Source organism: Serratia fonticola (genome assembly GCF_001006005.1).
In the GTDB taxonomy this organism is placed as follows: Bacteria; Pseudomonadota; Gammaproteobacteria; order Enterobacterales; family Enterobacteriaceae; genus Chania; species Chania fonticola.
The window spans coordinates 410,648-434,876 of sequence record NZ_CP011254.1 but is presented as its reverse complement, the minus strand read 5'-3'; the positions used below and the strand labels follow the sequence as shown (position 1 = coordinate 434,876).

Annotated in this window: 16 protein-coding genes; 7 read left to right on the top strand and 9 right to left on the bottom strand. The window is 54.7% G+C overall.

The features are described from left to right. Positions 1-11: 11 nt before the first annotated feature. The 3 genes from xni to queF all read right to left on the bottom strand — a co-directional run bounded on the left by xni (position 12) and on the right by queF (position 3,222). On the bottom strand, positions 12-770 hold the full coding sequence (gene xni, locus WN53_RS01830) for a flap endonuclease Xni (RefSeq protein ID WP_024484301.1): 759 nt from the start codon (positions 768-770) through the stop codon (positions 12-14). A 58-nt stretch (positions 771-828) separates the two neighbouring features. Further along, positions 829-2,193: a nucleotide 5'-monophosphate nucleosidase PpnN gene (ppnN, locus tag WN53_RS01825; protein WP_024484302.1), complete on the bottom strand. Its 1,365-nt coding sequence runs from the start codon at positions 2,191-2,193 to the stop codon at positions 829-831. A 183-nt stretch (positions 2,194-2,376) separates the two neighbouring features. Continuing rightward, positions 2,377-3,222 (bottom strand): NADPH-dependent 7-cyano-7-deazaguanine reductase QueF, encoded by an 846-nt coding sequence (gene queF / locus WN53_RS01820; RefSeq protein WP_024484303.1) that lies wholly within the window; start codon positions 3,220-3,222, stop codon positions 2,377-2,379. Positions 3,223-3,285: 63 nt separating this feature from the next. Between queF and syd the strand changes: the two genes are divergently transcribed. Next, positions 3,286-3,834 (top strand): SecY-interacting protein, encoded by a 549-nt coding sequence (syd, locus tag WN53_RS01815; RefSeq protein WP_024484304.1) that lies wholly within the window; start codon positions 3,286-3,288, stop codon positions 3,832-3,834. Positions 3,835-4,453: 619 nt separating this feature from the next. Here syd and WN53_RS01810 read toward each other — a convergent pair. Next, complete coding sequence (locus tag WN53_RS01810) at positions 4,454-5,692, bottom strand: MFS transporter (protein ID WP_024484305.1); 1,239 nt, start codon at positions 5,690-5,692, stop codon at positions 4,454-4,456. A 208-nt stretch (positions 5,693-5,900) separates the two neighbouring features. On the opposite strand from WN53_RS01810, the gene WN53_RS01805 reads away from it, so the two are divergent. From WN53_RS01805 to pbpC, 4 genes are all read left to right on the top strand, one after another. Beyond that, positions 5,901-6,227 carry a YqcC family protein gene (locus WN53_RS01805; RefSeq protein ID WP_024484306.1) on the top strand — a complete coding sequence of 109 codons (327 nt, stop codon included), beginning with the start codon at positions 5,901-5,903 and terminating at the stop codon, positions 6,225-6,227. 235 nt (positions 6,228-6,462) lie between these two features. Next, the gene (locus WN53_RS01800) at positions 6,463-6,906 is read left to right on the top strand and encodes a hypothetical protein (RefSeq protein WP_024484307.1); all 444 of its coding nucleotides are present in this window, start codon (positions 6,463-6,465) and stop codon (positions 6,904-6,906) included. Positions 6,907-6,975: 69 nt separating this feature from the next. Next, positions 6,976-12,972: an alpha-2-macroglobulin gene (locus tag WN53_RS01795; protein WP_024484308.1), complete on the top strand. Its 5,997-nt coding sequence runs from the start codon at positions 6,976-6,978 to the stop codon at positions 12,970-12,972. 55 nt (positions 12,973-13,027) lie between these two features. Then, entirely contained in the window at positions 13,028-15,391 is a 2,364-nt protein-coding gene (pbpC, locus tag WN53_RS01790) for a penicillin-binding protein 1C (RefSeq protein ID WP_024484309.1), read from the top strand. Between the two features lie 175 nt (positions 15,392-15,566). Here pbpC and WN53_RS01785 read toward each other — a convergent pair whose 3' ends face one another. After that, on the bottom strand, positions 15,567-16,886 hold the full coding sequence (locus tag WN53_RS01785; protein WP_024484310.1) for an alpha/beta fold hydrolase: 1,320 nt from the start codon (positions 16,884-16,886) through the stop codon (positions 15,567-15,569). Positions 16,887-17,171: 285 nt separating this feature from the next. Further along, positions 17,172-18,206, bottom strand: a complete 1,035-nt coding sequence (locus WN53_RS01780; protein WP_024484311.1) for a linear amide C-N hydrolase — start codon at positions 18,204-18,206, stop codon at positions 17,172-17,174. A 264-nt stretch (positions 18,207-18,470) separates the two neighbouring features. Between WN53_RS01780 and truC the strand changes: the two genes are divergently transcribed. After that, positions 18,471-19,229, top strand: a complete 759-nt coding sequence (gene truC / locus WN53_RS01775) for a tRNA pseudouridine(65) synthase TruC (RefSeq protein ID WP_024484312.1) — start codon at positions 18,471-18,473, stop codon at positions 19,227-19,229. Between the two features lie 33 nt (positions 19,230-19,262). Beyond that, positions 19,263-19,712, top strand: coding sequence for a flavodoxin (locus WN53_RS01770; RefSeq protein ID WP_024484313.1), 450 nt, complete (start codon positions 19,263-19,265; stop codon positions 19,710-19,712). A gap of 409 nt (positions 19,713-20,121) precedes the next feature. Here WN53_RS01770 and WN53_RS01765 read toward each other — a convergent pair whose 3' ends face one another. From WN53_RS01765 to glnD, 3 genes are all read right to left on the bottom strand, one after another. Beyond that, positions 20,122-20,511 carry a DUF3461 family protein gene (locus WN53_RS01765; RefSeq protein ID WP_021179904.1) on the bottom strand — a complete coding sequence of 130 codons (390 nt, stop codon included), beginning with the start codon at positions 20,509-20,511 and terminating at the stop codon, positions 20,122-20,124. Between the two features lie 186 nt (positions 20,512-20,697). Further along, a complete protein-coding gene (gene dapD, locus WN53_RS01760; protein ID WP_021179905.1) occupies positions 20,698-21,522 on the bottom strand; it encodes a 2,3,4,5-tetrahydropyridine-2,6-dicarboxylate N-succinyltransferase in 825 nt (274 codons plus the stop codon). Positions 21,523-21,564: 42 nt separating this feature from the next. Next, the gene (gene glnD / locus WN53_RS01755) at positions 21,565-24,228 is read right to left on the bottom strand and encodes a bifunctional uridylyltransferase/uridylyl-removing protein GlnD (RefSeq protein ID WP_024484314.1); all 2,664 of its coding nucleotides are present in this window, start codon (positions 24,226-24,228) and stop codon (positions 21,565-21,567) included. Position 24,229: the final 1 nt, after the last annotated feature.

Here is a 24,229-nt window from a genome sequence, read left to right as displayed (position 1 = left end):
TGGCAGCGCCCTTAGTTTATTGGCAAACGTAACTGTTGCAGATTGCCGTCCAGCGTCAAATCGGTACGCAAAGTGGCGACCTTTTTGCTGATATAGGCCAGCTCGCGGTGCTCTAACAGTTTGCTGTGCCACTTCTCCGGCACCTGCTCCAGGTGTTGATACAGACCATCCAGACTTCCCATCTGTTGCAGTAGCAATACCGCCGTTTTTGGCCCGATACCGGCAACGCCAGGGATCTTGCTGCTACCAATGCCTGCCAGCCCCCAATAATCTGTGAGCTGTTGCGGTAACACGCCAAACTCTTGTTGCACAAACGGCATATCCAACCAGCGTTTCTGGAAGTAGTCTCGGATCTGTACGCTGGGTGCCAGCAGCTGGCAGTAGCCTTTGTCGGTAGAGACAATCGTCACCTGGTGCCCGCCAGCGGCAATTTTGGCCGTCAGGGTCGCAGCCAGATCGTCCGCCTCATTGCCTGCAGAATGCCAACTGGCCACCCCAAGCTCGGCAAACGCTTCGCGCAGCTGCGGCATTTCCTGATGCAGGTTTTCCGGCATCGGCGAGCGTCCGGCTTTGTAATCGGGCAGAATTTGATGGCGCCAGCTCTCGCTACGGTCGTCTTCGTCGAACACCGCCACGGCATGGGTGGGCTGGCTGTGTTGAATCAACTGCTGTAGCGCATGTTTGCAAGCGTTGACACAAGGGGATCCCTGCACAGCATGAATGCGGCGGATTAAGTTCAGAGCATCGACAATCAGTAAATGTATAGGCATAGGCAAGACAACAACGTCAGAAAATAAGGGCGGCTATGACGCCGCCCAGAGGTGATGATCAGGCTACAATCTCGTAGCAAGGTACGTAGGCGGTACCCGGCAGTTTCATCCTGTGCTGGGCGACAAAGCCCTGCAACAGGCTGTCCATCTGCTTCATCATCAACGGATCGCCATGCAGCTTGTAAGGGCCGAACTGTTCGATGGCATGAATGCCGTTCTCCTTCACGTTGCCCGCCACGATCCCTGAGAATGCACGGCGCAGGGCCGCAGCCAACTGTTCTGCCGGTTGATTCGGGTACAGGTTGAGGTTGGCCATGTTTTCATGGCTTGGCTCGAAGGGGAGCTGCAGGTCCGGTGCAATACGCATCGACCAGTTAAAGCTGTAGGCATCACCGGTATTACGGCGGTTTTCTTTCACCAGCGGCATGGCCTTTTTCATCTGACGGGCCACTTCGGCTGGATCGTCAATGATGATGGTGTAATGACGGCGTGCTTCCTCGCCCAGCGTATTCATGATGAATTCGTCCAGCACGCGGAAGTAATCGGCACTCTCTTTTGGCCCGGTGAGGATCAGCGGCAGGACCTGTTCGCTGTTTTCCGGATTCATCAGAATGCCCAACAGATACAGCAGTTCTTCCGCCGTACCGACCCCACCAGGGAAAATGATGATGCCGTGTGCGATACGCACAAAGGCTTCCAGACGTTTTTCGATATCTGGCATGATCACCAGTTCGTTAACCAGCGGATTCGGCGGCTCGGCGGCAATGATGGAAGGTTCGGTCATACCGATAAAGCGGCTGTTGTGGTAACGCTGTTGAGCATGGCCGACGGCGGCCCCTTTCATTGGCGCTTCCATCGCCCCTGGCCCACAGCCGGTACAGATATTCAGCTCGCGCAGGCCCAACTGGCTACCGACTTTACGGGCATACAGATATTCGTTTTCATTGATCGAGTGGCCACCCCAGCACACCACCATATTCGGGTCTTCGTCGAGGTGCAGCGTGCGGGCATTACGCAGGATGGAGAACACCAGATTGGTGATATGAATGGAGTCTTCCGAATTCAGGTGTTGGAAACGCTCGGCGCTGTCAATTTGGCCGTGGACAAACAGGATATCGCGCAGCACCGCAAACAGGTTGGCCTGCAGTGAACGAATAATGCGGCCATCAACGAAAGCCTCTTCTGGCGGGTTCACCAGCTCCAGTTTTACGCCGCGTTCACGGCGCAGCACGTTGATATCAAAGTTTTCGTAACGCGACAGTAGCTGTTTGCTGTTGTCGGTCTGGCTACCGGAATTTAACACCGCCAGGGAGCAGTTGCGGAACAAACGGTACAGGTCGCTGCTGGCGGTACGCTTCAGCATGTCTACTTCCAGCTGCGACAACAAATCCATAGCGCCAAGTGGGCTGATATGTGTAATCAAGGTAACTCCTTTGCGCCCATAAACAGGGCGATAATAATCCTTACCTGTCTCTGTGCACTGCGGTAAGAATTTTGTATTGCCTACTGGAATGCCTGAGCAAAAAGCGGGCACTCTTGATTTAACCTTACCGCCGTCTCCGGATTTTTACCAATACAAACCGCCTGTTAGCTCAGTTGTTGAGCATTATTGGCGGGCTAGACGGCCATGCGACGGCTCGAACGCCACATTGCTGCGCCAAGGGTTGATATCCAGACCACCGCGCCGGGTATAGCGGGCATAAACGCTCAATTGTTGCGGCTGGCAGAAACGCAGCAGATCGTTAAAGATCCGCTCAACGCACTGTTCATGGAATTCGTTGTGATGGCGGAACGAAACCAGATAGCGCAGCAGGGCTTCACGGTTGATCTGCGGACCGCGATAGCGGATTTGCACCGAGCCCCAATCGGGCTGGTTGGTGATCAGGCAGTTGGACTTCAGCAGATGGCTGACCAGCGTTTCCTCAACGATTTGGCTACCGGCTGCGCCTTCCAGGTAGCCCGTATCGAACTCGTAGTTATCAATGCTGATGTCTTGCTGGTCGAGGCATTCGCCCTCCAACCGGGCGATTGGGCTGCCTTCAAGCCGATCGACGCTGAACAGGCTCACGCTGACATCCCCTTGCGCGCAGGCGGCGAGATCGCGTTGTAGCGTAGAGCGCACCGCTTCCCAGTCTGGGAAGTGGGTTTGGTTAAAGCTGTTGAGATAGAGCTTGAAGCTTTTGGACTCAATCAGGTTGATGCTGTTGGCATTCAGGCTGATTTCTCCCACCGCGACCTGCGGCAGCCCCTTGGCATTGAGCCAGGACAGTTCATACAGCGTCCAGATATCGGCACCGTGGAACGGCAGGCTATCGGGATAAAGCCCCAGCGGCTCCCGGTTCATGCTGCGAGGAACAGCTTGTAACAGTGAGGCATCGTAGTAGTCACGGTATGCGGTTGGCTTGCCCAGCGTCAGTGCCGCCAGAGCCTGATGATCTTGATAGGAGGACATGAGCTGTCACCTTGGTCTTAGATAGGTACAATAGGCACCAGTTTACCGTATGCGAGAAAAAATATGGACCATGATGTATCGCACGCCCTGCGTGAATTTACCCAGCGCTATGTCGACAAATGGCAGCAGCAGTATGGCCATGCCCCGGCTAGCCAGGAACTGTACGGCGTGGCTTCCCCCTGTATTGTCGAAAATCGCGATGATACGGTGCTGTGGCTGCCGCAGCCTTTTACGCCAACGGCCAGCCTGGAAAAGGTGGAGCAGGCGCTGGAACTGCAACTACAGCCGGATATCCACATCTTCTATACCCAACAGTATGCCGGTGATATGAGTGCGGAGTTTGGCGAGCATCCGTTGACGCTATTGCAGGTCTGGAGTGAAGACGACTTTATTCGGCTGCAGGAGAATCTGATTGGGCATCTGGTGACGCAAAAACGCCTTAAGCTCTCGCCTACGTTATTCCTGGCGACCACAGAATCGGAAATGACGGTGGTGTCGCTGTGTAATGTCAGCGGCAACGTGCTGCTTGAGCAATTTGGCAGCAAAAAACGCACGCTATTAGCTGCCTGTTTGGGGGATTTTCTCAATGCTTTACGCCCCAGAGTTAATTAATCGGCTAATTTGCCTTTAGTGCGTGTGCGAGATCTCTTACAAAAGCTGTGAGAGATCGCTTTTAATTTTTAACTATATTTAACCTTTTTTTAATTATTAACTATATATATCAATTTGTTATGTGTTTTCGCTGGTGTGGGTTAAGTCTGATTTACTGTAATCCGTCCTACATGCCCTTGTGAACGGAAAGGAAATAAGCGATCTTATGTCTACCGGAAGGAAGCCGGATGGAGCAGGAAAGCGTCAGGATGATGCAGCTTCAGGAAGAAGAAAGGGATGCACTCAGGAAGAGTGGAAAGGATTGGTATCAGGATGATACACAGGATGTTTCAGGATTGAAACCAAGGACACCTCCAGGACGGAGATAGAGAGCCAACACAGGATTGTTGGTGGGTCAGGAAGGCCGAGGAACCGCGTCAGGACGATGCTATAGGATTTTGCGAAGGATTGTTTTGGTCAGGATGGCCGAAAGGAAAAGTTTTCAGGGATTGAGCAGGGAGCACACTTGTAGCGGGATTAGCTATAAAACGAACCGGGGGCACTGTTAACGCAGTGCCCCCAACTTTTTGTCTGGAGCAAAGCCAGACAGCAAATTCTGCCTGACCTCCCCCCTCAAGGTTTACCCGATTGCCCCCAACGTATCGCCCGTGCTTTGTTTCTTCGGTAGCAGGAACAGCGTGGCGAAAATATCCAACAGGTAAATAGCGGCCAGCAGGCTGATCGCAGCGGTAAAGGAAACCTGAGTGACCAGCGCACCGATCACCAATGGCCCCAGCCCACCGACGCCACGGCCCAGGTTGAACAGGATATTCTGCGCCGTGGCGCGAGCCTGTACCGGGTAGGTGTCAGAAATCAGCGCGCCGTAGCCGCCAATCATTCCGTTAACGAACACCCCCATCAGAGCACCCGCAAACAGCATCAGCGTGGGATCGGTGAGCTGCGCATAGCTGATGACCATCACCACGGCACCAACCTGATAAATGACAAAGATGATCCAACGGGGAAAGCGGTCGGCCAATACGCCGAACAGCCAGATACCGAAGGTCATGCCGATCACCGTGACTCCCGTCCAGACGCCGGATTTGGTCAGCGAGAAGCCAAAGTTTTTGGCCAGATAGGTCGGCATCCAGATCATCAGCCCGTAATAGCCAAAGTTCTGCACCGAGCAGAGGATAAAGATCCCCAGGCTGGCCTTGCTGGTGGCGCGATCTTTAAATAGCAGCTTTAATCGTTGAGTAAAGGAGAGTTGCTGTTCGCTGGTTTTTTGCTGCGTAAACTCTTTAGGTTCGCCCATGGTTCGGCGAATAAGGAAGGAAACCAGCGCTGGCAGCAGGCCCACCAGGAACATGCCACGCCAGCCGATATAAGGCAGCAGCAGCGGGGTGAGGAAGGCCGCTGCAAGCACGCCAAGCTGCCAACCCATGCCCACATAGGCCGAGGCGCGGTTGCGCTTCTCTGCGGGCCAGGCTTCGGCGATCAACGCCATACCAATACCGAATTCGCCACCCAGCCCAATCCCGGCCAGGGTGCGATAGGCCAGCAAGTCCCAGTAGCCGACGGCAACGGCGCACAGGCCGGTAAACAGCGAAAACATCAGGATAGTGATGGTCAGCACGCGGATGCGGCCAAAACGGTCGCTGAGATGGCCAAAGATCACGCCGCCAATCACTGCGCCGATCAATGTCCAGGTCACCAGCGAACCGGCTTGTGATGAGGTAAGACCCAGTTCAGTGGTGATCACTGGCAGCATAAAGCCGAGTATCAACAGATCGAAGCCGTCCATAGCATAACCGGTAACCGAAGCCAGCATGGCTTTACCGGGCGTAGCGTGATTTTTATTGAGTGATGTTGCGGGCATGTCTTTTATCATGTGTGATTTTTGGGTGCGCGTATTGTGCCGTGCCAGGCGTGGCGCCACCAGATAAAATTGGGTGCTTTGGGCTTAAATGTTATGCTTTGCGGCTCTCAGCCATAGGCTGATTTTACATACCTATACCCTATAGATTTCAAGTTGTGGCCTAGCCACAGCTTGAAAGATGACGGGGATAAATTGTTCGGGAATGTTGATGAGTATATCCAACCAGGTTCGCCACAATTTACAGGCGATTGAACAGTCCATGCGGGATCTGGCGCTGTGGCAGTTGACGCCGCCGGAAGCCGAGGCTTTTGCCAGCACGGAACCTTTTTGCATCGACAGCATGCAAGCCGAAGAATGGTTGCAGTGGATACTGTTGCCAAGGATGCACGCGCTGCTCGATGCCAATGCGCCACTGCCAACGCGTTTTGCCATTACCCCCTATTTTGAAGAAGCGCTAAAGGATAAACAGCCGAACTGCCTGCCGCTGCTGTTGCTGCTACAACAGCTGGATTCACTGCTCAATATCGAGCTGTAATCGCGCTGTAAGTTAGACCTGCATGTTCGATCTGTATATTAGACCTGTATGTTCGACCGTAGGGGCGCTGCATGCTGCGCCCGCTTAGCCTCTCTGTTGTGGGCTTTACCAGCAATTTCCGATTTATGCGTAGCAATGCGCAATTCACGCGGTATGGCTAAAATAGAGTTTCCACCGCCGTGTGGAACTAGTGGATAATGTGCACATTACCGCGAGTCACCAAGGAGGGTTTCGCTTGCTCAGACAAAATATATTCGGTTGGTCGGGGATCGCGCTAGGCGGTTTGGCGCTGTTATTGGCGATGGTGCATTTCTATGCCGGGCCATTTGCCCCTCAGCAGACGTTGGAAAGCCTCGTTGCGGGCAAAGCAGTGGCTATCAAAGAATCACTGCTGGCCTCATTGGCTGGCCATCAAATCCCTGAAAAGGTCTCGCGGCCTCATTATGATGTGGATCGGATATTGAAGATCGTCACTGCCGTATTGGCGGTGGGTGCCGTGATCCTGGGCGCTATTGCTGGGGCGTGTAAGGAAAACCCGCGCGCGGTTTCTGCTGCGGTAATGCTCGGTATTGGCACGCTGGCTTTTCAAATTGCCATGTTTGCTTTTGGCGTGATCATGACCATTCTTCTTATTGTATTGGTATTGTCACTGATTTCTGGAATTGGTGCAGGCTGTTAGCTGCTTAGGTTCCGCCGTCGGGAACCTTGTCTCTGGGTGTCTTTCAAGGATTAATAAGGTGCTGCAATCATGGATTTGCTGAAGTTTATCCTCCGTTTGCCTTTTACGTTGATAAAAGGCCTGTTCCGCCTGTTGGCCGTGATTTTTGGCCTGTTGGGGCGGCTGTTCAAGCCGGTGGTGGGCAACCTGAACTGGAATGCACCTGCCTGGTGGGCAGAGGTATCCGGCGGGGTGAAGCGTGGCTTCCTGCGGCTGGAAGGTGGGGTAGATAAATATCCCAAAGCCATTAGCCTGTCGTTGCTGGTGCTGTTGTGCGCCGCGGGTGGCGCCTTCTACGGATGGCACTGGTGGCTGAATCGGCCACAGCCGATTGAACCGGCACCGATGGTGTATCAGGAAACCAGCGTGCGGGTATCCGATCCTGAACCGGTTAACTATGCCGTGCAGAAATCTGCGCCACAGCAGGTCATCCTCACTTTTAGAAACTCCGTGGCACCCTTGACCGATGCCGGCAAGGCCGTGGAAAAAGGTATCTCCATCAGCCCGGCCCTTGAAGGGCAGTGGAAGTGGAATAACGCCTGGACCCTGGTCTTCACGCCGAAAAACCCATTGCCGATGGGCAGCAAATATGAGGTTAAGCTCGAACCCGCCGTGTTGCTGGCCCCGCAGATTAAACTCGCCAATACCAACTACAGCTTTAGTGCTCCGGCTTTTGACTACCAACTTGGGCAAGCCGAGTATTATCAAGACCCACAAGATCCGCAAAAGCGCAGCGCTATCTTCAACGTCAAATTCAATGCGCCAGTAGACGTGGCCAGCTTTGAAAAGCAGATCGCCATGGGGTTGATCGAAGCCAACGCCAAATCTGAAAAGAAACTCAATTTCTCCCTGGTCTACGATGCCAAGAAGCTGAACGCCTGGGTGCATTCTGAACCGCTGAAAGCGCTGGATCACGGTGGTAAAGTGCATCTGGTACTGGGTAAGGGCATCAAGTCGGTGGTGTCTGCCAATGAGATCGCTCAATCAAAAGACGGCTGGGTATCGGTGCCAACCCTGTATAGCCTCACGGTGAAGGATGCCAGTGCTCAGGTGGTGGATAGCGATGGTACCAAAGGCCAACGTGCGCTGATCGTCGCCTTCAGCGATGCGATCAAAGACAAAGATGCCGGGCGTGCGGTCAAGGCCTGGTTATTGCCGCAGCATAACCCTAACGATTCCGAAGCCAGTAACGAACCGGATGATTTTTATCAGTGGGGCGGGACTGAGAGCATCGAAAATAGCGTGATGGCCCAGTCTACGCCGCTGACGCTGACCTTGAATGAAGCGGAAGAGACCTATCAACCACAGTTCAGCTTCAAGTTTGACGCACCGGCTCACCGCTTTATGCTGCTGGAGATCACCAACCTGATGACCTCTTCGGGCGGCTATAAAATGCCGGAGAAGGTCTATCGTATCGTCGAAGTACCCGATTTCCCGAAAACCTTGCAGTTTATGTCACAGGGTTCTCTGCTGTCGGTGAATGGTGACAAGCAAATCAGCGTGGCGGCGCGTAACGTGCCCGGCCTGCGTCTGGATATCAAGCGGGTGATCCCAAGCCAGCTGCAACATATCGTCTCATTCAAAAGCAGCGAATACTCTTCGGCCCAGTTCAACCAGCTCAACGATGAATATTTTACCGAACACTTTAAATATCAAACGGTCATCAACAACGATCAGCCGGGTGAAGTGAGCTACAAGGGCATCGATCTCTCACGTTACCTGTCCACCAGCACGGATTCCCATCGCGGTGTGTTCCTGCTGACGCTGTCGGAATGGCAGCCGGAAAAGAAAAAGACGCAGGCCGCAGAGGATGAAGGCTATCAGGGCGAGCAGGAAGGGGATGATTCACCAAGCGTGGGAGATTCACGCTTTGTTGTCGTGACCGATCTGGGGATTATTGCCAAACGTTCGCAGGATAAAACGCGCGATGTGTTTGTCCAATCTATCCACAGCGGTGCGCCAGTCGGTAACGCCAAAGTTTCGGTGATCGCCAAAAACGGTGTGACGCTGCTCAGCCAGGTGACCGATGCCAATGGTCACGTGCGTTTCCCATCGCTGGACGTGTATACCAACGAACGCCAGCCGGTGATGTTCCTGGTGGAAAAAGAGGGCGATGTCTCCTTCTTGCCGACCACCCGCTACAACGACCGCGGGCTGGATTTCTCCCGTTTTGATATTGAAGGGGAAGAGACCCCCATCGATCCACGCACTTTGAGCAGTTACCTGTTCTCCGATCGTGGTGTGTACCGTCCAGGCGATACCTTCAATATTGGTCTGATTACCCGTGCGGCCGATTGGGGCGTTGCCCTGGCTGGCGTACCAGTGCGTGCCGAGATCCGCGATCCGCGCGACAAACTGATGACGACGGTGCCGCTGACTCTCGGTGGCAGCGGTTTCAATGAATTGAGTTACACCACAGATGAGAACTCGCCAACGGGTGAGTGGAACGTCTACCTGTATCTGATTGGCAAAAATAACGACACTTCGACCTTGCTCGGCCATACCGCGGTCAACGTGAAAGAGTTTGAACCAGACCAACTGAAGGTGAAGCTGGAGTTGACGCCGAACCGGCAGCAAGGGTGGGTAAAACCTTCTGAGCTGCAGGCGAACATCGATGTGCAGAACCTGTTTGGCACACCTGCCCAGGATCGCCGAGTTACCTCGAAGCTGACGCTGCGGCCAATGTACCCAAGCTTTGATCGCTTCCCGGATTACGCCTTCTTTGAGAACCGCCAGAATAGCGACGGTTTTGAAACTGAACTGGAAGACCGCACTACCAACGAGCAGGGCGTTGCGAATATTCCGCTGGATCTGAAGTCCTATGCGGATGCTACCTATCAGCTGCAACTGCTGTCGGAAGCCTTTGTGGCCGGCGGTGGACGTTCCGTTGCCGCCACCGCTCGGGTGTTGGTATCGCCATATGACTATCTGGTGGGCGTTAAGCCAGACGGTGATTTAGGCTACATCAACCGGGGTTCGGCGCGAAATCTGAACGTGATTGCCGTCGATCCTGCTCTGAAACAGATTGCACTCGCCGATCTGAAGCAGGTGTTGATCGAGCAGAAATACATCTCGGTGCTGACCAAGCAGGATTCTGGCGTTTATAAATACCAGTCGAAAATGAAAGAGGTGCAGTTGTCCGAGCAGCCGTTGGCGCTGAGCGAGCAGGGCACCGATCTGACCTTGGCAACCGACACCCCGGGGGACTTCGTCCTGGTGATCGAAGATGCACAGGGCAAGGTGCTCAACCGTATCGCCTATAGCGTGGCGGGCAATGCCAACCTCAGCCGTTCGCTGGATCGCAATGCCGAACTGAAGCTGAAACTGAATCAGGCGGAATATCAGCCGGGTGAAGAAATTGAAGTGGCGATCAACGCGCCTTATACCGGCAGTGGTTTGATCACCATCGAAAAAGACCGTGTCTATGCTTGGCAGTGGTTCCACACCGACACTACCAGCTCAGTGCAGAAAATCCGGGTTCCGGCCGGGATGGAAGGCAACGGTTATATCAACGTGCAGTTTGTGCGTGACGTGAACTCCAGCGAGATCTTTATGAGCCCGCTGAGCTATGGCGTCATGCCGTTTAAAATCAGCACGAAAGCCCGGCAAAACGGCTTGGAAATAGTGACGCCTGAGGTGATTAAGCCGGGTGAAAACCTGACGATGACGGTGAAAACCGATGGTCCTCAGCAGGTGGCACTGTTTGCCGTAGATGAAGGGATCTTGCAGGTAGCGCGCTACCGTCTGAAAGATCCGCTGGAGTACTTCTTCCGTAAGCGTGAGCTGAGCGTGGAAAGCTCGCAGATCCTCGATCTGATCCTGCCGGAATTCAGCAAGCTGATGGCGCTTTCGGCGGCACCGGGCGGTGATGCGGGTGAAGGGCTGGATCTCAACCTGAACCCGTTCAAGCGCAAGCGCGACAAGCCGGTGGCCTACTGGTCTGGCATTACCGAAGTCAACGGCGAGAAGCAGTTTACCTATCCGGTGCCGGATTACTTCAACGGCAAGATCCGCGTGATGGCCATTTCGGTTACGCCAAGCAAAATTGGCAAGGCCCAAACCTCCGCGACGGTACGTGACAACTTCATCATGACGCCGAACGTGCCTTACATGGTGGCTCCGGGGGATGAGTTTGATGTCAGCGTCGGGGTTAGCAATAATCTCGAAGGGTTGAACGGTAAACCTGTGGCGATCGCCGTGCAGTTGACGCCACCGCCGCAGTTGGAAGTGGTGGGTAAGGCCGAGCAAAGTCTGTCATTGGCGGAGAAGCGTGAAGGCGTGATCAACTTCCGCCTGCGTGCCAAGGCGGCACTGGGTGATGCTCCGTTGGTGTTTGATGCGCGTTATGGTGATAAAACCAGCCGCCGTACCATTAGCACCTCGGTACGTCCGGCAATGCCTTACCGCACCCAGACGGTGATGGGCCGCATGAGCGGCAGTAGCCAGAATATTGATAATCTGCGGCAGATGTTTGATGCCTATGCGCAGCGTAGCGCGGCGGTCTCTCACTCCCCGTTGGTGCTGACCAACGGCCTGGCGCAGTATCTGGCGGATTATCCGTATTACTGTTCAGAGCAGATCGTCAGCCGTTCCATTCCGCTGATCATGCAAAGCCAGCATCCGGAAATGAAAAGCAGCCTGAGCCAGGCCGAAGTCAGCAAACAGCTGAAAAACCTGCTCGGCGTACTGCGTTCCCGCCAGAACGACAGCGGGGCCATTGGTGCCTGGCGTTCATCGCCGGAAACCGATCCTTTCGTCACACCATACGTGGTGCAATACCTGCTGGAAGCCAAAGCGGCGGGTTATGCCTTGCCGGTAGGGATGCTGGAAGATGCCAACGGCGCGCTGCGTGAGCTGGCAGCCAACCGTTATGATGATATGTATCATCTGCGTCTGCGTACCTGGGCGGTCTACCTGCTGACCTTGCAGGGCGAAATTACCACCAACTCGCTGGCCTCGGTGCAGGATACGTTGCAGAAACTGTATCCAGACAGCTGGAAAACCGATCTGAGCGCCCTGTATCTGGCATCGTCTTACCGTCTGCTGAAAATGGACGATGAGGCCAATGCCTTGCTGGAGCCTAGCTGGAAGCAACTGAGCAAAGCCTATGACAAAGGCTGGTGGACGCAGAATTACTTCGATCCGCTGGTGCAGGACGCAACACGTCTGTACCTGATCGCTCGCCACTTCCCGGAGAAGGTCTCTTCGATCCCTCCGCAGGTGCTGGAGAACATGGTCAAGGCGTTGAAAGAAGAGCGCTACACCACCTATTCTTCGGCGATGAGTATCCTGGCGCTGGAAAGCTACTCGGCTCAGGTGGCGGCGCAGGCCAATGCCACAGATTCGCTGACGATTGCGCAGCTCGGCAAGCAAGGTAACGTCGATCCGCAGGTGATTTCAGAGATGATAGGGCTGTTTGCCAAAGGTCAGTTTACCGCTGAGGCCAAGGCTATTTGCTTTACCAACAGCGCCGACGCTCCGGCCTGGTATGTGGTCACTCAGGCTGGTTACGATCTGGCTGCTCCACAGAAAGCCATTGCTCGCGGTTTGGAAATTACCCGTGATTACACCGATGAACAGGGTAAACCTGTCACTCAGGTGACGCTGGGGCAGAAGATCAACGTTCATCTGAAAATCCGCGCCAATTCGAAAGAAGGGCAGAGCAACCTGGCGATTGTCGATCTGCTGCCTGGCGGATTTGAAGTGGTGCAGCAAACGGCACCAGAGCCAGAATCGACCGGCGAAGACGGTGAAGCCAACGAGGATACGGACGCAGGGTGGCAGTCGCCACTGGCTGCCTCGGGTTCCACTTGGGCTCCTGATTACAGCGATATCCGTGAAGACCGAGTGATCATCTATGGTAGCGCCAGCACCGACGTGCAGGAGTTTGTCTACCAGATTAAAGCGACCAACACCGGTAGCTTTGTGATCCCTCCGGCTTATGGTGAAGCCATGTACGATCGTGAAGTGCAGGCCATGTCGGCCAGCAGCGGTAAACTGGTGGTTGTACCGGCGGAAAGTCAATAAGCCATCGCGATGCCCCGCAGCGTTGAGCTGCGGGGTTCGTGGGTACCGAGACTCCATGAGAATCCTTCCTGCATCTGCTGTGGCAAAACGCTGGCTGCAAAATATCTTGATGGCGGTATTTCTGCTGGCGCTGGGCCTGGTAGGAGCGCGGCTGTGGCCGCATCCTCCTCTTTCGCAGGGCGTGCCCTTCTCCACGGTTTACTACGATCGCCACGGGACGCTGATGCGCCTCACGTTAGCCAATGACGATCGCTATCGCCTGTGGACGCCGCTGGAAAAGATCTCGCCGCTGGCGGTGCAGGGTATTTTGCTGCATGAAGATCGCTGGTTCTATTACAACCCCGGATTTAACCCCGTCAGCCTGCTGCGTGGCTTTTGGCGCAGCTACGTAGCCGGTGGCAAAATGCAGGGCGGTTCGACCATCACCATGCAGTTGGCGCGCATGCATTGGCATCTGAATACCCGCACACCTGGTGGTAAACTGATGCAGGTACTGCGGGCCGTTCAGTTAGAACTCAGCTATTCCAAGCACGATATTCTGGAGGCCTATCTCAATTACGCCCCCTATGGCCGCAATATTGAAAGCATCGGTGCGGCCAGCCTGATCTATTTTGCCAAGGCACCGCAGGATCTCACCTTGCCGGAGGCGCTGACGCTCTCGGTGTTGCCGCAGTCACCCAGCTATCGTATCGACCCTAAAACCGGCGTGTTGGGGCAAGCCCTGACGCAGGCCCGTAACCGCCTGTTTCAACGCTGGCAAGGCGTGTATAGCACCGACAGCAGTCAGCGTGCCCTGTTTCAACTCCCTTTGGCACTGCGCCAGCCAGAACGGATGCCGTACATTGCTCCACACTTTATCGAACAGTTGCGCCAACAAACCCAGCAGTTAGTGCAGTTGGATACCCGTGTGGATACCACGTTGGATGCCGGGCTCCAGCGGCTGATCGAAAGGCAGGTGAACGCGTTTATCGTCCGTAACCAGAGCCGGGGGATCCATAATGCCTCGGTGCTGTTGGTGGACAGCCGTGATATGGGGATAAGGGCGCTGGTGGGCTCTGCCGATTATTACAATCGCGAGATCCAGGGGCAGGTGAACGGGACCAATGCCAAGCGTTCCCCTGGCTCGACCCTCAAGCCCTTTATTTATGCCTTGGGGATGGAGCAGGGCGTGTTGCATCCGATGACCATCCTCAAGGACGTGCCTTCATCCTTTGGTGCTTATGCGCCAGAAAACTTTGACCGACGTTTCCTGGGGCCGGTAACGGCGACAGACGCGTTGAATTTCAGCCGTAATATTCCAGCGGTGTACGTGGCCTCCCAGCTACGGCAGCCGACGTTTTATCAGTTTTTAAGCCTGTCCGGCATCGCCAACCTGGCCAGTGAAAACCATTATGGGCTGTCGCTGGTGTTGGGGGGCGGTGAAATCACTGCCCAGGAACTGGCGAAGCTGTATGCGCTGTTGGCCAACCGGGGCGCATTGCGCCCATTACGGATGCAAAAGAGTGATGCCTATCCGCCACCAATCCGTTTGATTAGTGAAGAAGCCAGCTTCACTACGCTGGATATGTTGCGTCAGCACCGCCGGCCTGGTGACACTTTGGCACAACGCTCATCATCGCTGCCGGTCTATTGGAAAACCGGGACCTCCTGGGGCTTCCGCGATGCCTGGAGCGTCGGGATCTTCGGGCCTTACGTGCTGGTGGTATGGGAAGGGAATTTCGACAGCAGAGGCAACAACGTGTTTGTGGGGGCCGATGCGGCAGCCCCGCTATTTTTCAATATTATCGACAGCATTAACGCCAGCTATCCGGCCTTGCAGGAGCCGAAACATCCCTTCCCGAAACAGTTGAAGCGGGTGGATATTTGCCTGGCCAGCGGCAACCTGCCGACGCAGTGGTGCCAGCAGAAAGGCAAAACCTGGTTTATCCCCGGCAAGTCGCCGATCAAGGTCGATACCGTCTATCGTCCGGTGGTGCTGGATATTAACAGCGGTGAGGTGGCCTGCCCGCCGTATGATAAAACACAAACCCGTACCGAAGTGTTTGAGTTCTGGCCTTCCGATCTGGCTAACGTGTTTGTGCAGGCTGGATTACCCAAGCGGGCTCCGCCGGTAAACCATTGCAAGGATAATGCGGTGGCGATCGGTGGCAGCCCGCCGCGCATTACCTCGCCGCTGAAAAATACCACCTATACCTTGCGGCAATCTCAACAGGGGCGTGACAAAATCTCCTTCAATGCGGTGACGGACGCGGACAGTAAAACGGTGTATTGGTTTGTCGATGATATTTATCTAGGCAGCAGCGCCAGTAAAACCGCCATCGATTGGCGGCCGGTCAACAATGGTCAGTATCGAATCCGGGCGGTGGACGATCATGGCCGGGCCGATAGCCGCCTGATCACCATTGAGTTGGTGAACTAAGATGCCTCTCCCCTCACCCTAACCCTCTCCTTTAGTGAGAGGGGACAGATCGAGCGTGTTTGAAATGGTAGTGACTTACCTTGGATAAAGAAGGTTATTGAGTTTGCTTCTACTTCCAAAACAGCTTTAGAGTTTGCTTGAGATTATCGCTTTACTTGCAAAAGAGCAGGGCCCATCAGCTCGCTATCCTTGCGAAAGAGGGTTGGGATGAGGGGGCGTAAATGCCCGCTTTCTGCGCCATCGTCTGCAAATGACCAAAAACATTACCAACGCGTAAGCCGTTATGCTCATACTCGTTGGTGATCCACGGCGTCAAATTACCCACCTGTTGCGCCGTCGCCAGCGAGAGCTTCAAATCGACATACATATCGCTGAAATAAATGGCGGCAAATACCGGTACCTGATTGTCGAGCAGGCGATCGCTGTCATACAGCGGTGACCACTCGCGGCGATCGGCCAGCAGCTTAGCGGGCTCATTGAAGGGGCGCAGAGCGGCGATCTCGGTGAACATCCAGGGATAGATCATTTCCCCAGTCAGGTAGAGCGGGCGCCGATCCTCGGCGAAAGCATTGAAGTTGCCCCGTTGCCGCTCGGCGGCCCAGTTGGTGGCCTTATCCTGCGCGTAAATACTTTCATGCAGCGCGGCAAACAGAGGATTCTCCGCGTAACTGGTCAACGCCATCACCTGCGACAGGAAGGTGTCGCTGAATTCACCGTCTGGGTTAAAGGCTTCGTCAAACAGCCAAAGTAGCCGCTCGTAACCTTCACTCATGCCAAGATCGATCCCCAGGCTTTGCAGGCGGCGTACGGTCAACCGGTCGCCATCGGGTAACAACACCTCTTCCTGCTCCAGCTTGTCGGCAATCTGGCCAAGCAGCGGCTCCAGATGTGGGTAACGCTGATAGAAGATGCGATTTTTGGCGATCACCTGCGGATAGGTATGAGCGTAGACTTCATCGGCATCAGGCTGCAGGCTGGCCAGGCCGCCGGTCATAAAGCAGCAGTGTAGACCTTCCGGAGCCTGAGAAAGATAGGTCAGCGTGATAAAGCCGCCATAGCTTTGCCCCAGCGTGCTCCACGGGCGATCGCCAAAGCAGTTTTTACGCAGATATTCGGCATCGCTCACTATCGAGTCGGCGCGGAAGCAGGCCAGGTAATCTGCTGCCTGCTGGGCGGTTAGCCCGGCCAGACTCTTGCCTTCAATTCGGCTACTGCGCCCGGTGCCACGCTGATCGAGCAGGATCACCCGATAACTTTTGAGGGCTTCGGCAATCCAACTGCTGCGTGCCGTAGGGCGTGGGCTTTTTCCTCCGGGACCACCTTGTAAAAACAGCAGGCAAGGGAGTTGTTCATCACGGCGTAACGGGTCAACCAACTCACGGGCAAAGATCTCAATGGTGCGGGTATCCTTGCTATTGAACCAATTCAGCGGGACCTGGACCAGGTGTTCACGTACCCAGATCGCTGGCAACAAATATTCTCGTTCAACGCTCATGTTTTCTCTCCCTATTATGGTGTTCTCTTTTTTCTGCCGGTTATTTTAATGCCATATCGGTGTTTACCTGGAGCGTTCAGATCTACTCTATTTTATCGATAAGCAACAATGGTCCGGAGTTTGAAGAGTGAACATCAGCGTAACAGGAGGAAGGAACTTAGCAAATGCACAAATGATTAAATTTTAGTCAAAATAGGCCAGAGTGTGACTGAATAAGTATTCTCATCTGAGAATTTAGAGGGTGTGCTGGTGGCCGTGGGAGCCACCAGTCATCATCGATCGGGCTCAGGCGTTATCTATGACGTCGGCAGCAAGGAACTCAAAGGGAGGGCTGATTTTAAACTCAGCGGAAACCTCACCGGTAAAATCTGCCATCTCATCTTTACCCAGCACCAGCTTTTTAACCGGAGCGCCAGCAGCAAAGTCGACCTGTTTCAGGTCTACCCAAAAAGTACTGCTGCCCAGTGCCGATTCAAAGTAGTACAGCTTGTTCTTTTGATCGGCCAAAGTACGCCAGCGAGTGGAAGAAATATTGGGTTCTTCAGGGGTCGTGATGCCAAAGGGCACAGAAACATTGCGCATAACGCTCAGCACGCTAGAGGCTGCCAGCCTGGCCTGATGATATTTCGGGATAGCGTTGATATAAAACTGTGCGCGTACAAAACGGTCGGCAGCACGGTTTGTGCCAGGCAGCATGACGTTACCACCGATCCCTTGCCAGTACTTGGTGATGGCCAACTGCTGCTCGAAGGTAGGGGAATTGGTCAGGACCTGATAGTCGCGGCTATGGTGAATCACTAATTTGCCGTTAATGTATTCGAAAATGGCACTGTCCCCACTGGCATCGGACAACGACAAATGAAGGGAGGCCAAACGTTCCTGGCCAGGCACACCGCCGGTTACTACGATAAAGGGGGATTTTTCCAGTGCGTTAACCGCTTCTTGCACCGTGGCGAAGTTATCCAATGCATACTGTGCCCATGCTGCCAATGATAAGGTTGGCTGCTGGCCATCGAATGCCGGGTATTGAGATTCAACCAACCACAGCATATTGGCTACCAGGCCTTTTTCATTCATCCCATCGGTGGTTGCAACACCATAGGCGGAAGTCACGACGCTGCCGTATTTGGATGTCCATTTGATTGAGTTGCTGCCTGCATTACCACTGCGCTCCATTCCTTGTGGGAAAATCCACAGGTCAGAGTGCAACTGTTCTTTCCAGTCCATAGTGCGGCCGGTGATCACCAGGTTATCTTCGCCGTGGTAGACCGCGCGAGTACAGGCCATTGCCAACTGGGGTGAAAACAGAATGCCGCACATAGACAGTAAAAGGGGGGCTATCAAAAGCGTTATATTCCAATTCACTGTTATTTCTCCTTGCTACTTTTTGTACAGTGTAGGCACTACTGACCCGTGGGGCAAAAACGAGAGCGCCAAACGGGATTTTCGTTTCGTCATTATTTATGTTTGACGATAGAATCAATCAATTACCTATTTTCTCCCCCCTGCAAACTGGCCAGCAGGCTGCAACTTGCAGGGGCAAGGAGATAAAATGCATGATTAATCTATGGAAAAAATCACTCTATGAAGGTGTTGTACCAGGACGAACATCTGATCGCCGTTAACAAACCCTCCGGTTGGCTGGTGCATCGTAGCTGGCTGGATCGTCACGAGACGAGGTTTGTCATGCAAACCGTGCGTGATCAGATTGGCCAGCACGTATTTACCGTACACCGTTTGGATCGTCCTACTTCCGGCGTATTGCTGATGGCGTTGTCCAGCGATGTGGCTCGGTTATTGTCGCAACAGTTTGAACTGCATCAGGTACAGAAAACCTATCACGCGGTGGTGCGGGGCTATGTTTTAGAGGGCGGCACCGTTGACTATGCGCTGACGGAAGAGCTGGATAAGCTGGCGGATAAACATGCCAACCCAGACAAAGGTCCAAAACCGGCGGTAAGCCATTATCAACCCTTGGCAACGGTAGAGATGCCGGTGTCGATTGGCCGCTATGACACCTCGCGCTATAGCCTGGTTGAGCTGAAACCAGAGACCGGGCGTAAGCATCAGCTGCGTCGTCATATGGTGCACCTGCGCCATCCGATTATTGGTGATACCGCTCACGGCGATCTGCGGCAAAACCGTGGGATGGCCGAACATTTTGGTTGTTCACGCCTGATGTTACACGCCAGCCATGTTCAACTTACTCATCCGGTGAGCGGCCAACCGCTGCATATTTCCGCGCCCTGGGAAGCGGATTGGCAAGGTGTCATGTCACAATTTGGCTGGCATAACGTGCTGCCAGAACTTGAGTTTCAGCAGGCTAGCGGTCAGGATAGCTAATCATTTTTTAACGGTCATAAGGGAGCAGCAACGATGGCTCAGGTCGGCATTTTCGTTGGAACGGTCTACGGTAACTCTTTGTTAGTGGCGGAAGAGGCAGAAAATATCCTGCAACAACAGGGCCATGAGGTCAAAGTGTTTGAGGAAGGGACGCTGGCAGAGTGGCAGTTTTACCGCCAGCATTATGCGCTGGTCGTGACTTCCACCACCGGGCAAGGGGACTTGCCTGACAGTATTGCACCGCTGTTCCAGGCTATCCGCGACCAGGTGGGTTATCAGCCGGAGCTGCGTTATGGCTTGATTGCACTGGGCGATAGCAGCTATGACAACTTCTGCGGTGCCGGGCGTACCTTTGATGCTTTGCTGCAAGAGCAGGGGGCAACGCGTGTAGGTGATGTGCTGGAGATCGATGCGATCGAGCAACCTGAACCGGAAGTGGCTTCCTGCCCGTGGGTAGAGCAGTGGGGCGCCTTGTTGAAATAACCTCTCGATGCCTGGTGGCGAGCAGCCAGGCACGACTTTATTCCTCCTATCTCCTGTGGTGATGATAAAGCAAAAAAAAACCTAATCCCTTAAGCACTCAAGGCCGCAGCCAGCAAGCGTTAAAGAATTAGGTTTTGCCTGCCGGAGCAGTAACAACCCTATCGATTACCGATTTACCCTATCACACAGAAAACCGGCAAAATGTGACCCCCCTCACCCTAACCCTCTCCCACAGGGAGAGGGGACTGAACGTGCCACAATTTACCACCTGTACCTGCCTGCGACTCCGGGCTCGCTCCCTCTCCCAATCTCTGTGTTTATGAGATCCCTGGACTCTACAGCGGGAGAGGGCAGGGGTGAGGGGTGACCAATCGTCCTAAACTGACAAGTATTAGGTCGATGGTGGTGGTTATTTACCGCGTGTCAGCTTTTCCAGATCGGATTCGATCTCGGCAATCTTGTTGGTGACCACGTTTTGCAGATGCTGCAGGTCATCGAGGATCTTGCGTTTCAGATCCACTTCCACCTGATCGCGCTGGCAGAGTTGATCCAGTTCATCGATCACGTAGCGCAGGTTAGGGTTGATCTCATGGATCTCTTTGTAACCCTGGCCGGCATTGTCTGCCACCACGGTTTTGCGCTGGCGTGGATACTTGAACTTCACGCTCTTGGCAAAGAACTCGCCCTTATCTTTGCGGAAGTAAATCTTGAGGATGTCGTTATTGGCCTCCTGACGCAGGCTATAGCGATCGATATCTTCCGGTTGATTGATACCCAAGCTTTTCAGGTTGTCATACATAATAGCGCCACCTTTTAATCAACTATATTTGCCTGATTAGCCAATATGCAGTGTTGTAAGCTGCAAATCGAAACACATCAGGAATATTCCACTGCCAGAGAGTATGGCGAAAACGCCCGTCACAGACTGTGACGGCCCGCGTATTGAAGGCAAAAAAATGGCGGGTAATGCACCCGCCGTTCAAGCTTAGTCGATAGTGCGCAATAACTCATTAATCCCGACTTTGCCACGGGTCTTGGCGTCCACTTTCTTGACGATCACAGCGCAATACAGGCTGTAGGAACCATCTTTGGAAGGCAGGTTGCCGGATACGACCACGGAGCCCGCAGGTACGCGGCCATAGTGCACTTCGCCGGTTTCACGATCGTAGATACGGGTGCTTTGGCCCAGGTACACGCCCATTGAGATCACCGAACCTTCTTCCACGATCACGCCTTCAACCACTTCTGAACGCGCGCCGATAAAGCAGTTGTCTTCGATGATGGTTGGGTTGGCCTGCAACGGTTCCAGCACGCCACCGATACCAACGCCGCCGGACAGGTGAACGTTTTTGCCGATCTGTGCACAAGAACCTACGGTGGCCCAGGTATCTACCATGGTGCCTTCGTCGACGTAGGCACCGATGTTGACATAAGAAGGCATCAGCACGGTGTTACGAGCGATAAATGCCCCCTGACGCACGGTAGCCGGTGGCACTACGCGGAAGCCTTCCTTCTGGAAGCGAGCTTCATCGTAGTCAGCGAATTTCATCGGCACTTTGTCGTAATAGCGGGTTTCTGCACCGTCCATTACCTTGTTGTCGTTGATACGGAAAGACAGCAGGACGGCTTTTTTCAGCCACTGATGGGTAACCCATTGCCCCTCGATCTTCTCGGCAACGCGCAGGGCGCCGCTGTCCAGCAGGGCGATCACCTGGTTTACCGCTTCACGCGTTACGGTGTCTACGTTGGCCGGGGTAATATCCGCACGGCGTTCGAAGGCGCTTTCAATAACGTTCTGTAATTGCTGCATGCTGTTCTCTGTCCTGATTTTATTTACGAAAGGTTACTTTTATCACATTTTATCGGTTGGATTGAGTGCCTCTGTCAACCGTTGTTCTAATTTTCTGCGTGTTTGCGGATCCAGCGCCCGGCGATCGGCATCGGCCAAAATAAACAAATCCTCGACCCGCTCGCCGATGGTGGAGATACGTGCACCGTGCAGCGACAGACCCAGATCGGCGAAAACTTCACCCACGCGCGCCAGCAGGCCGGGCTGATCGAGTGCGATCAGTTCCAGATAGCTGCGGCGATCGGTGTGGGTTGGCAGGAAGCTGACCTCGGTCGGCACGCTGAAATGGCGTAGCTTGGACGACGGACGCCGAGCGCGCGGCGGTTGATAATCTCGCTGGGTGATCGCTTGCTCCAACGCATGGCGGATCGCGGCATGACGATCCTGGGCCAGCGGGCTGCCATCCGGCTCCAGCACGATAAAGGTGTCCATGGCCATGCCGTCGCGGTTGGTGAAGATCTGGGCGTCATGCACGCTGAGATTGCGCCGATCCAGCTCACCGGCAACGGCGGCGAACAGGTAAGGGCGATCCGGGCTCCAGATAAAGATCTCGGTGCCGCCACGCGTGGCCTGGTGGCTGACCAGCACCAGTGGCTTGGTTGAGTCATGGGCCAGCAGGTGGCGGGCGTGCCAAGCGAGTTGATTCGGCGAGTGACGCAGGAAATAGTCGGCGCGGCAGCGGCTCCAGATATGGTGCAGCGCCTCTTCATCGATATTGTCCATGCGCAACAGTGCCAGCGCCTGTAAACGATGGTGACGCACCCGCTCGCGCAGATCCGGGCTGTTCTGCATGCCACGGCGCAGTTGCTTCTCGGTGGCGAAATACAGCTCGCGCAACAGGCTCTGCTTCCAACTGTTCCACAAGGTCTCGTTGGTGGCACAGATATCGGCGACCGTCAGGCAAACCAGGTAGCGCAGCCGGGTTTCGCTTTGCACTTCGCTGCTGAACTGCTGGATCACGGTCGGGTCCTGAATATCACGCCGTTGTGCGGTAACCGACATCAGCAGGTGGCAGCGTACCAGCCAGGCAACCAGCTGAGCTTCGCGTGAGTTCAAGCCATGCAATGCAGCGAACTCCAAGGCGTCTTGGGCGCCTAAAATGGAGTGATCGCCGCCGCGCCCTTTGGCGATATCGTGGAACAGCGCCGCCAGCAACAGCAATTCTGGGTGAGGCAGGCGAGGATAGAGCTCCACGCACAGCGGATGGCGTGGGCGAGTTTCCTCATCGGAGAAGCTTTCCAGCTTTTGCAGTACGCGCACGGTATGTTCATCGACGGTATAGGCATGGAACAGGTCGAACTGCATCTGGCCGACGATGCTGCCCCATTGCGGCATATAGGCCCACAGCACGCTGTGGCGATGCATTGGCACCAACGCCCGTGAGACCGCGCCTGGATGTCGCAGAATGGCCATAAACAGCTCTCTGGCCTCGGGAATGTTGCACAGTGGCTGTTTCAGGTGGCGGCGCGCATGGCGCAACTGGCGTACGGTGGTGGAGTAGATACCTTTGATTTCACGGTTGCGTACCATCAGGTAGAACATGCGCATGATGGCTTCGGGCTGGCGGATAAACAGCGTTTCGTCGCGCAAATCGATCAGATCGCCACGCAGTTGAAAATCATCGTTCAGCGGGCGCGGCTTCTCCGTGGCGTCCAATGCCAGGATCGCTTCATCGAACAGCTGTAGCAGCATGTGGTTCAGCTCGCCGACGCGGCGCGTCATGCGATAGAAATCCTTCATCATGTGCTCTACCGGTTCATTGCCTTCCCCCTCGTAGCGCAGCAATTGGGCCACGCTGAGCTGGCGATCGAACAGCAGGCGGTTGTCATAACGCGGTAGCGCCAGGTGCAGGGCAAAACGAATACGCCACAGGAAGCTTTGGCATTCGTTCAATTCGTTGCGCTCGGCCTGGGTCAGGAAGCCAAAACCGACCATCTCATCGAGCGAGGTGGCGCCGAAATGGCGGCGGGCCACCCACATCAGCGTATGAATATCACGCAGGCCACCGGGGCTGCTCTTGATATCCGGCTCCAGGTTGTAGCTGGTGCCGTGATAGCGCTGGTGGCGTTGTTGCTGCTCGATCAGCTTGGCGTCAAAGAATTTGGGCGAAGGCCAGAAGCCGTCGCTGAAAATGTGCTTCTGCAATTGCAGGAACAGGGCGACGTCGCCGCAGATCATGCGGGATTCGATCAGGTTGGTGGCAACGGTCAGGTCCGCCAAGCCTTCCAGCAGGCACTCTTCCAGCGTGCGCACGCTGTGGCCGACTTCCAGCTTGAGATCCCACAGCAGGGTAATGAATTCACCGACGCGAGCGGCCTGTTCATCGGTCAGGCGAGTCTGGCTGAGCACCAGCACGTCGATATCAGACAGCGGGTGCAGTTCACCACGGCCATAGCCGCCGACGGCCAGCAGCGCCGTTTCGGGGATAGTGTCAAAGCCGTAAAACAGCCACAGCCGCCGCAATAGCCGATCGATAAACTTGCTGCGCGCCGCTACCAGGCTTTCGGCACTGGCACCGGCATTGAAGGCCGCTGCCAGCCACTGCTGAAACTGCTCAAGCCGCTGTTTGAGGACTAGGCAATTGATCTCTTCATCGCCATAGGTGCTGGGAGCATCCGGCTTATTGGGTACGGCCGGGGTCTCTAGCTCACGATAATTTTCAGACATG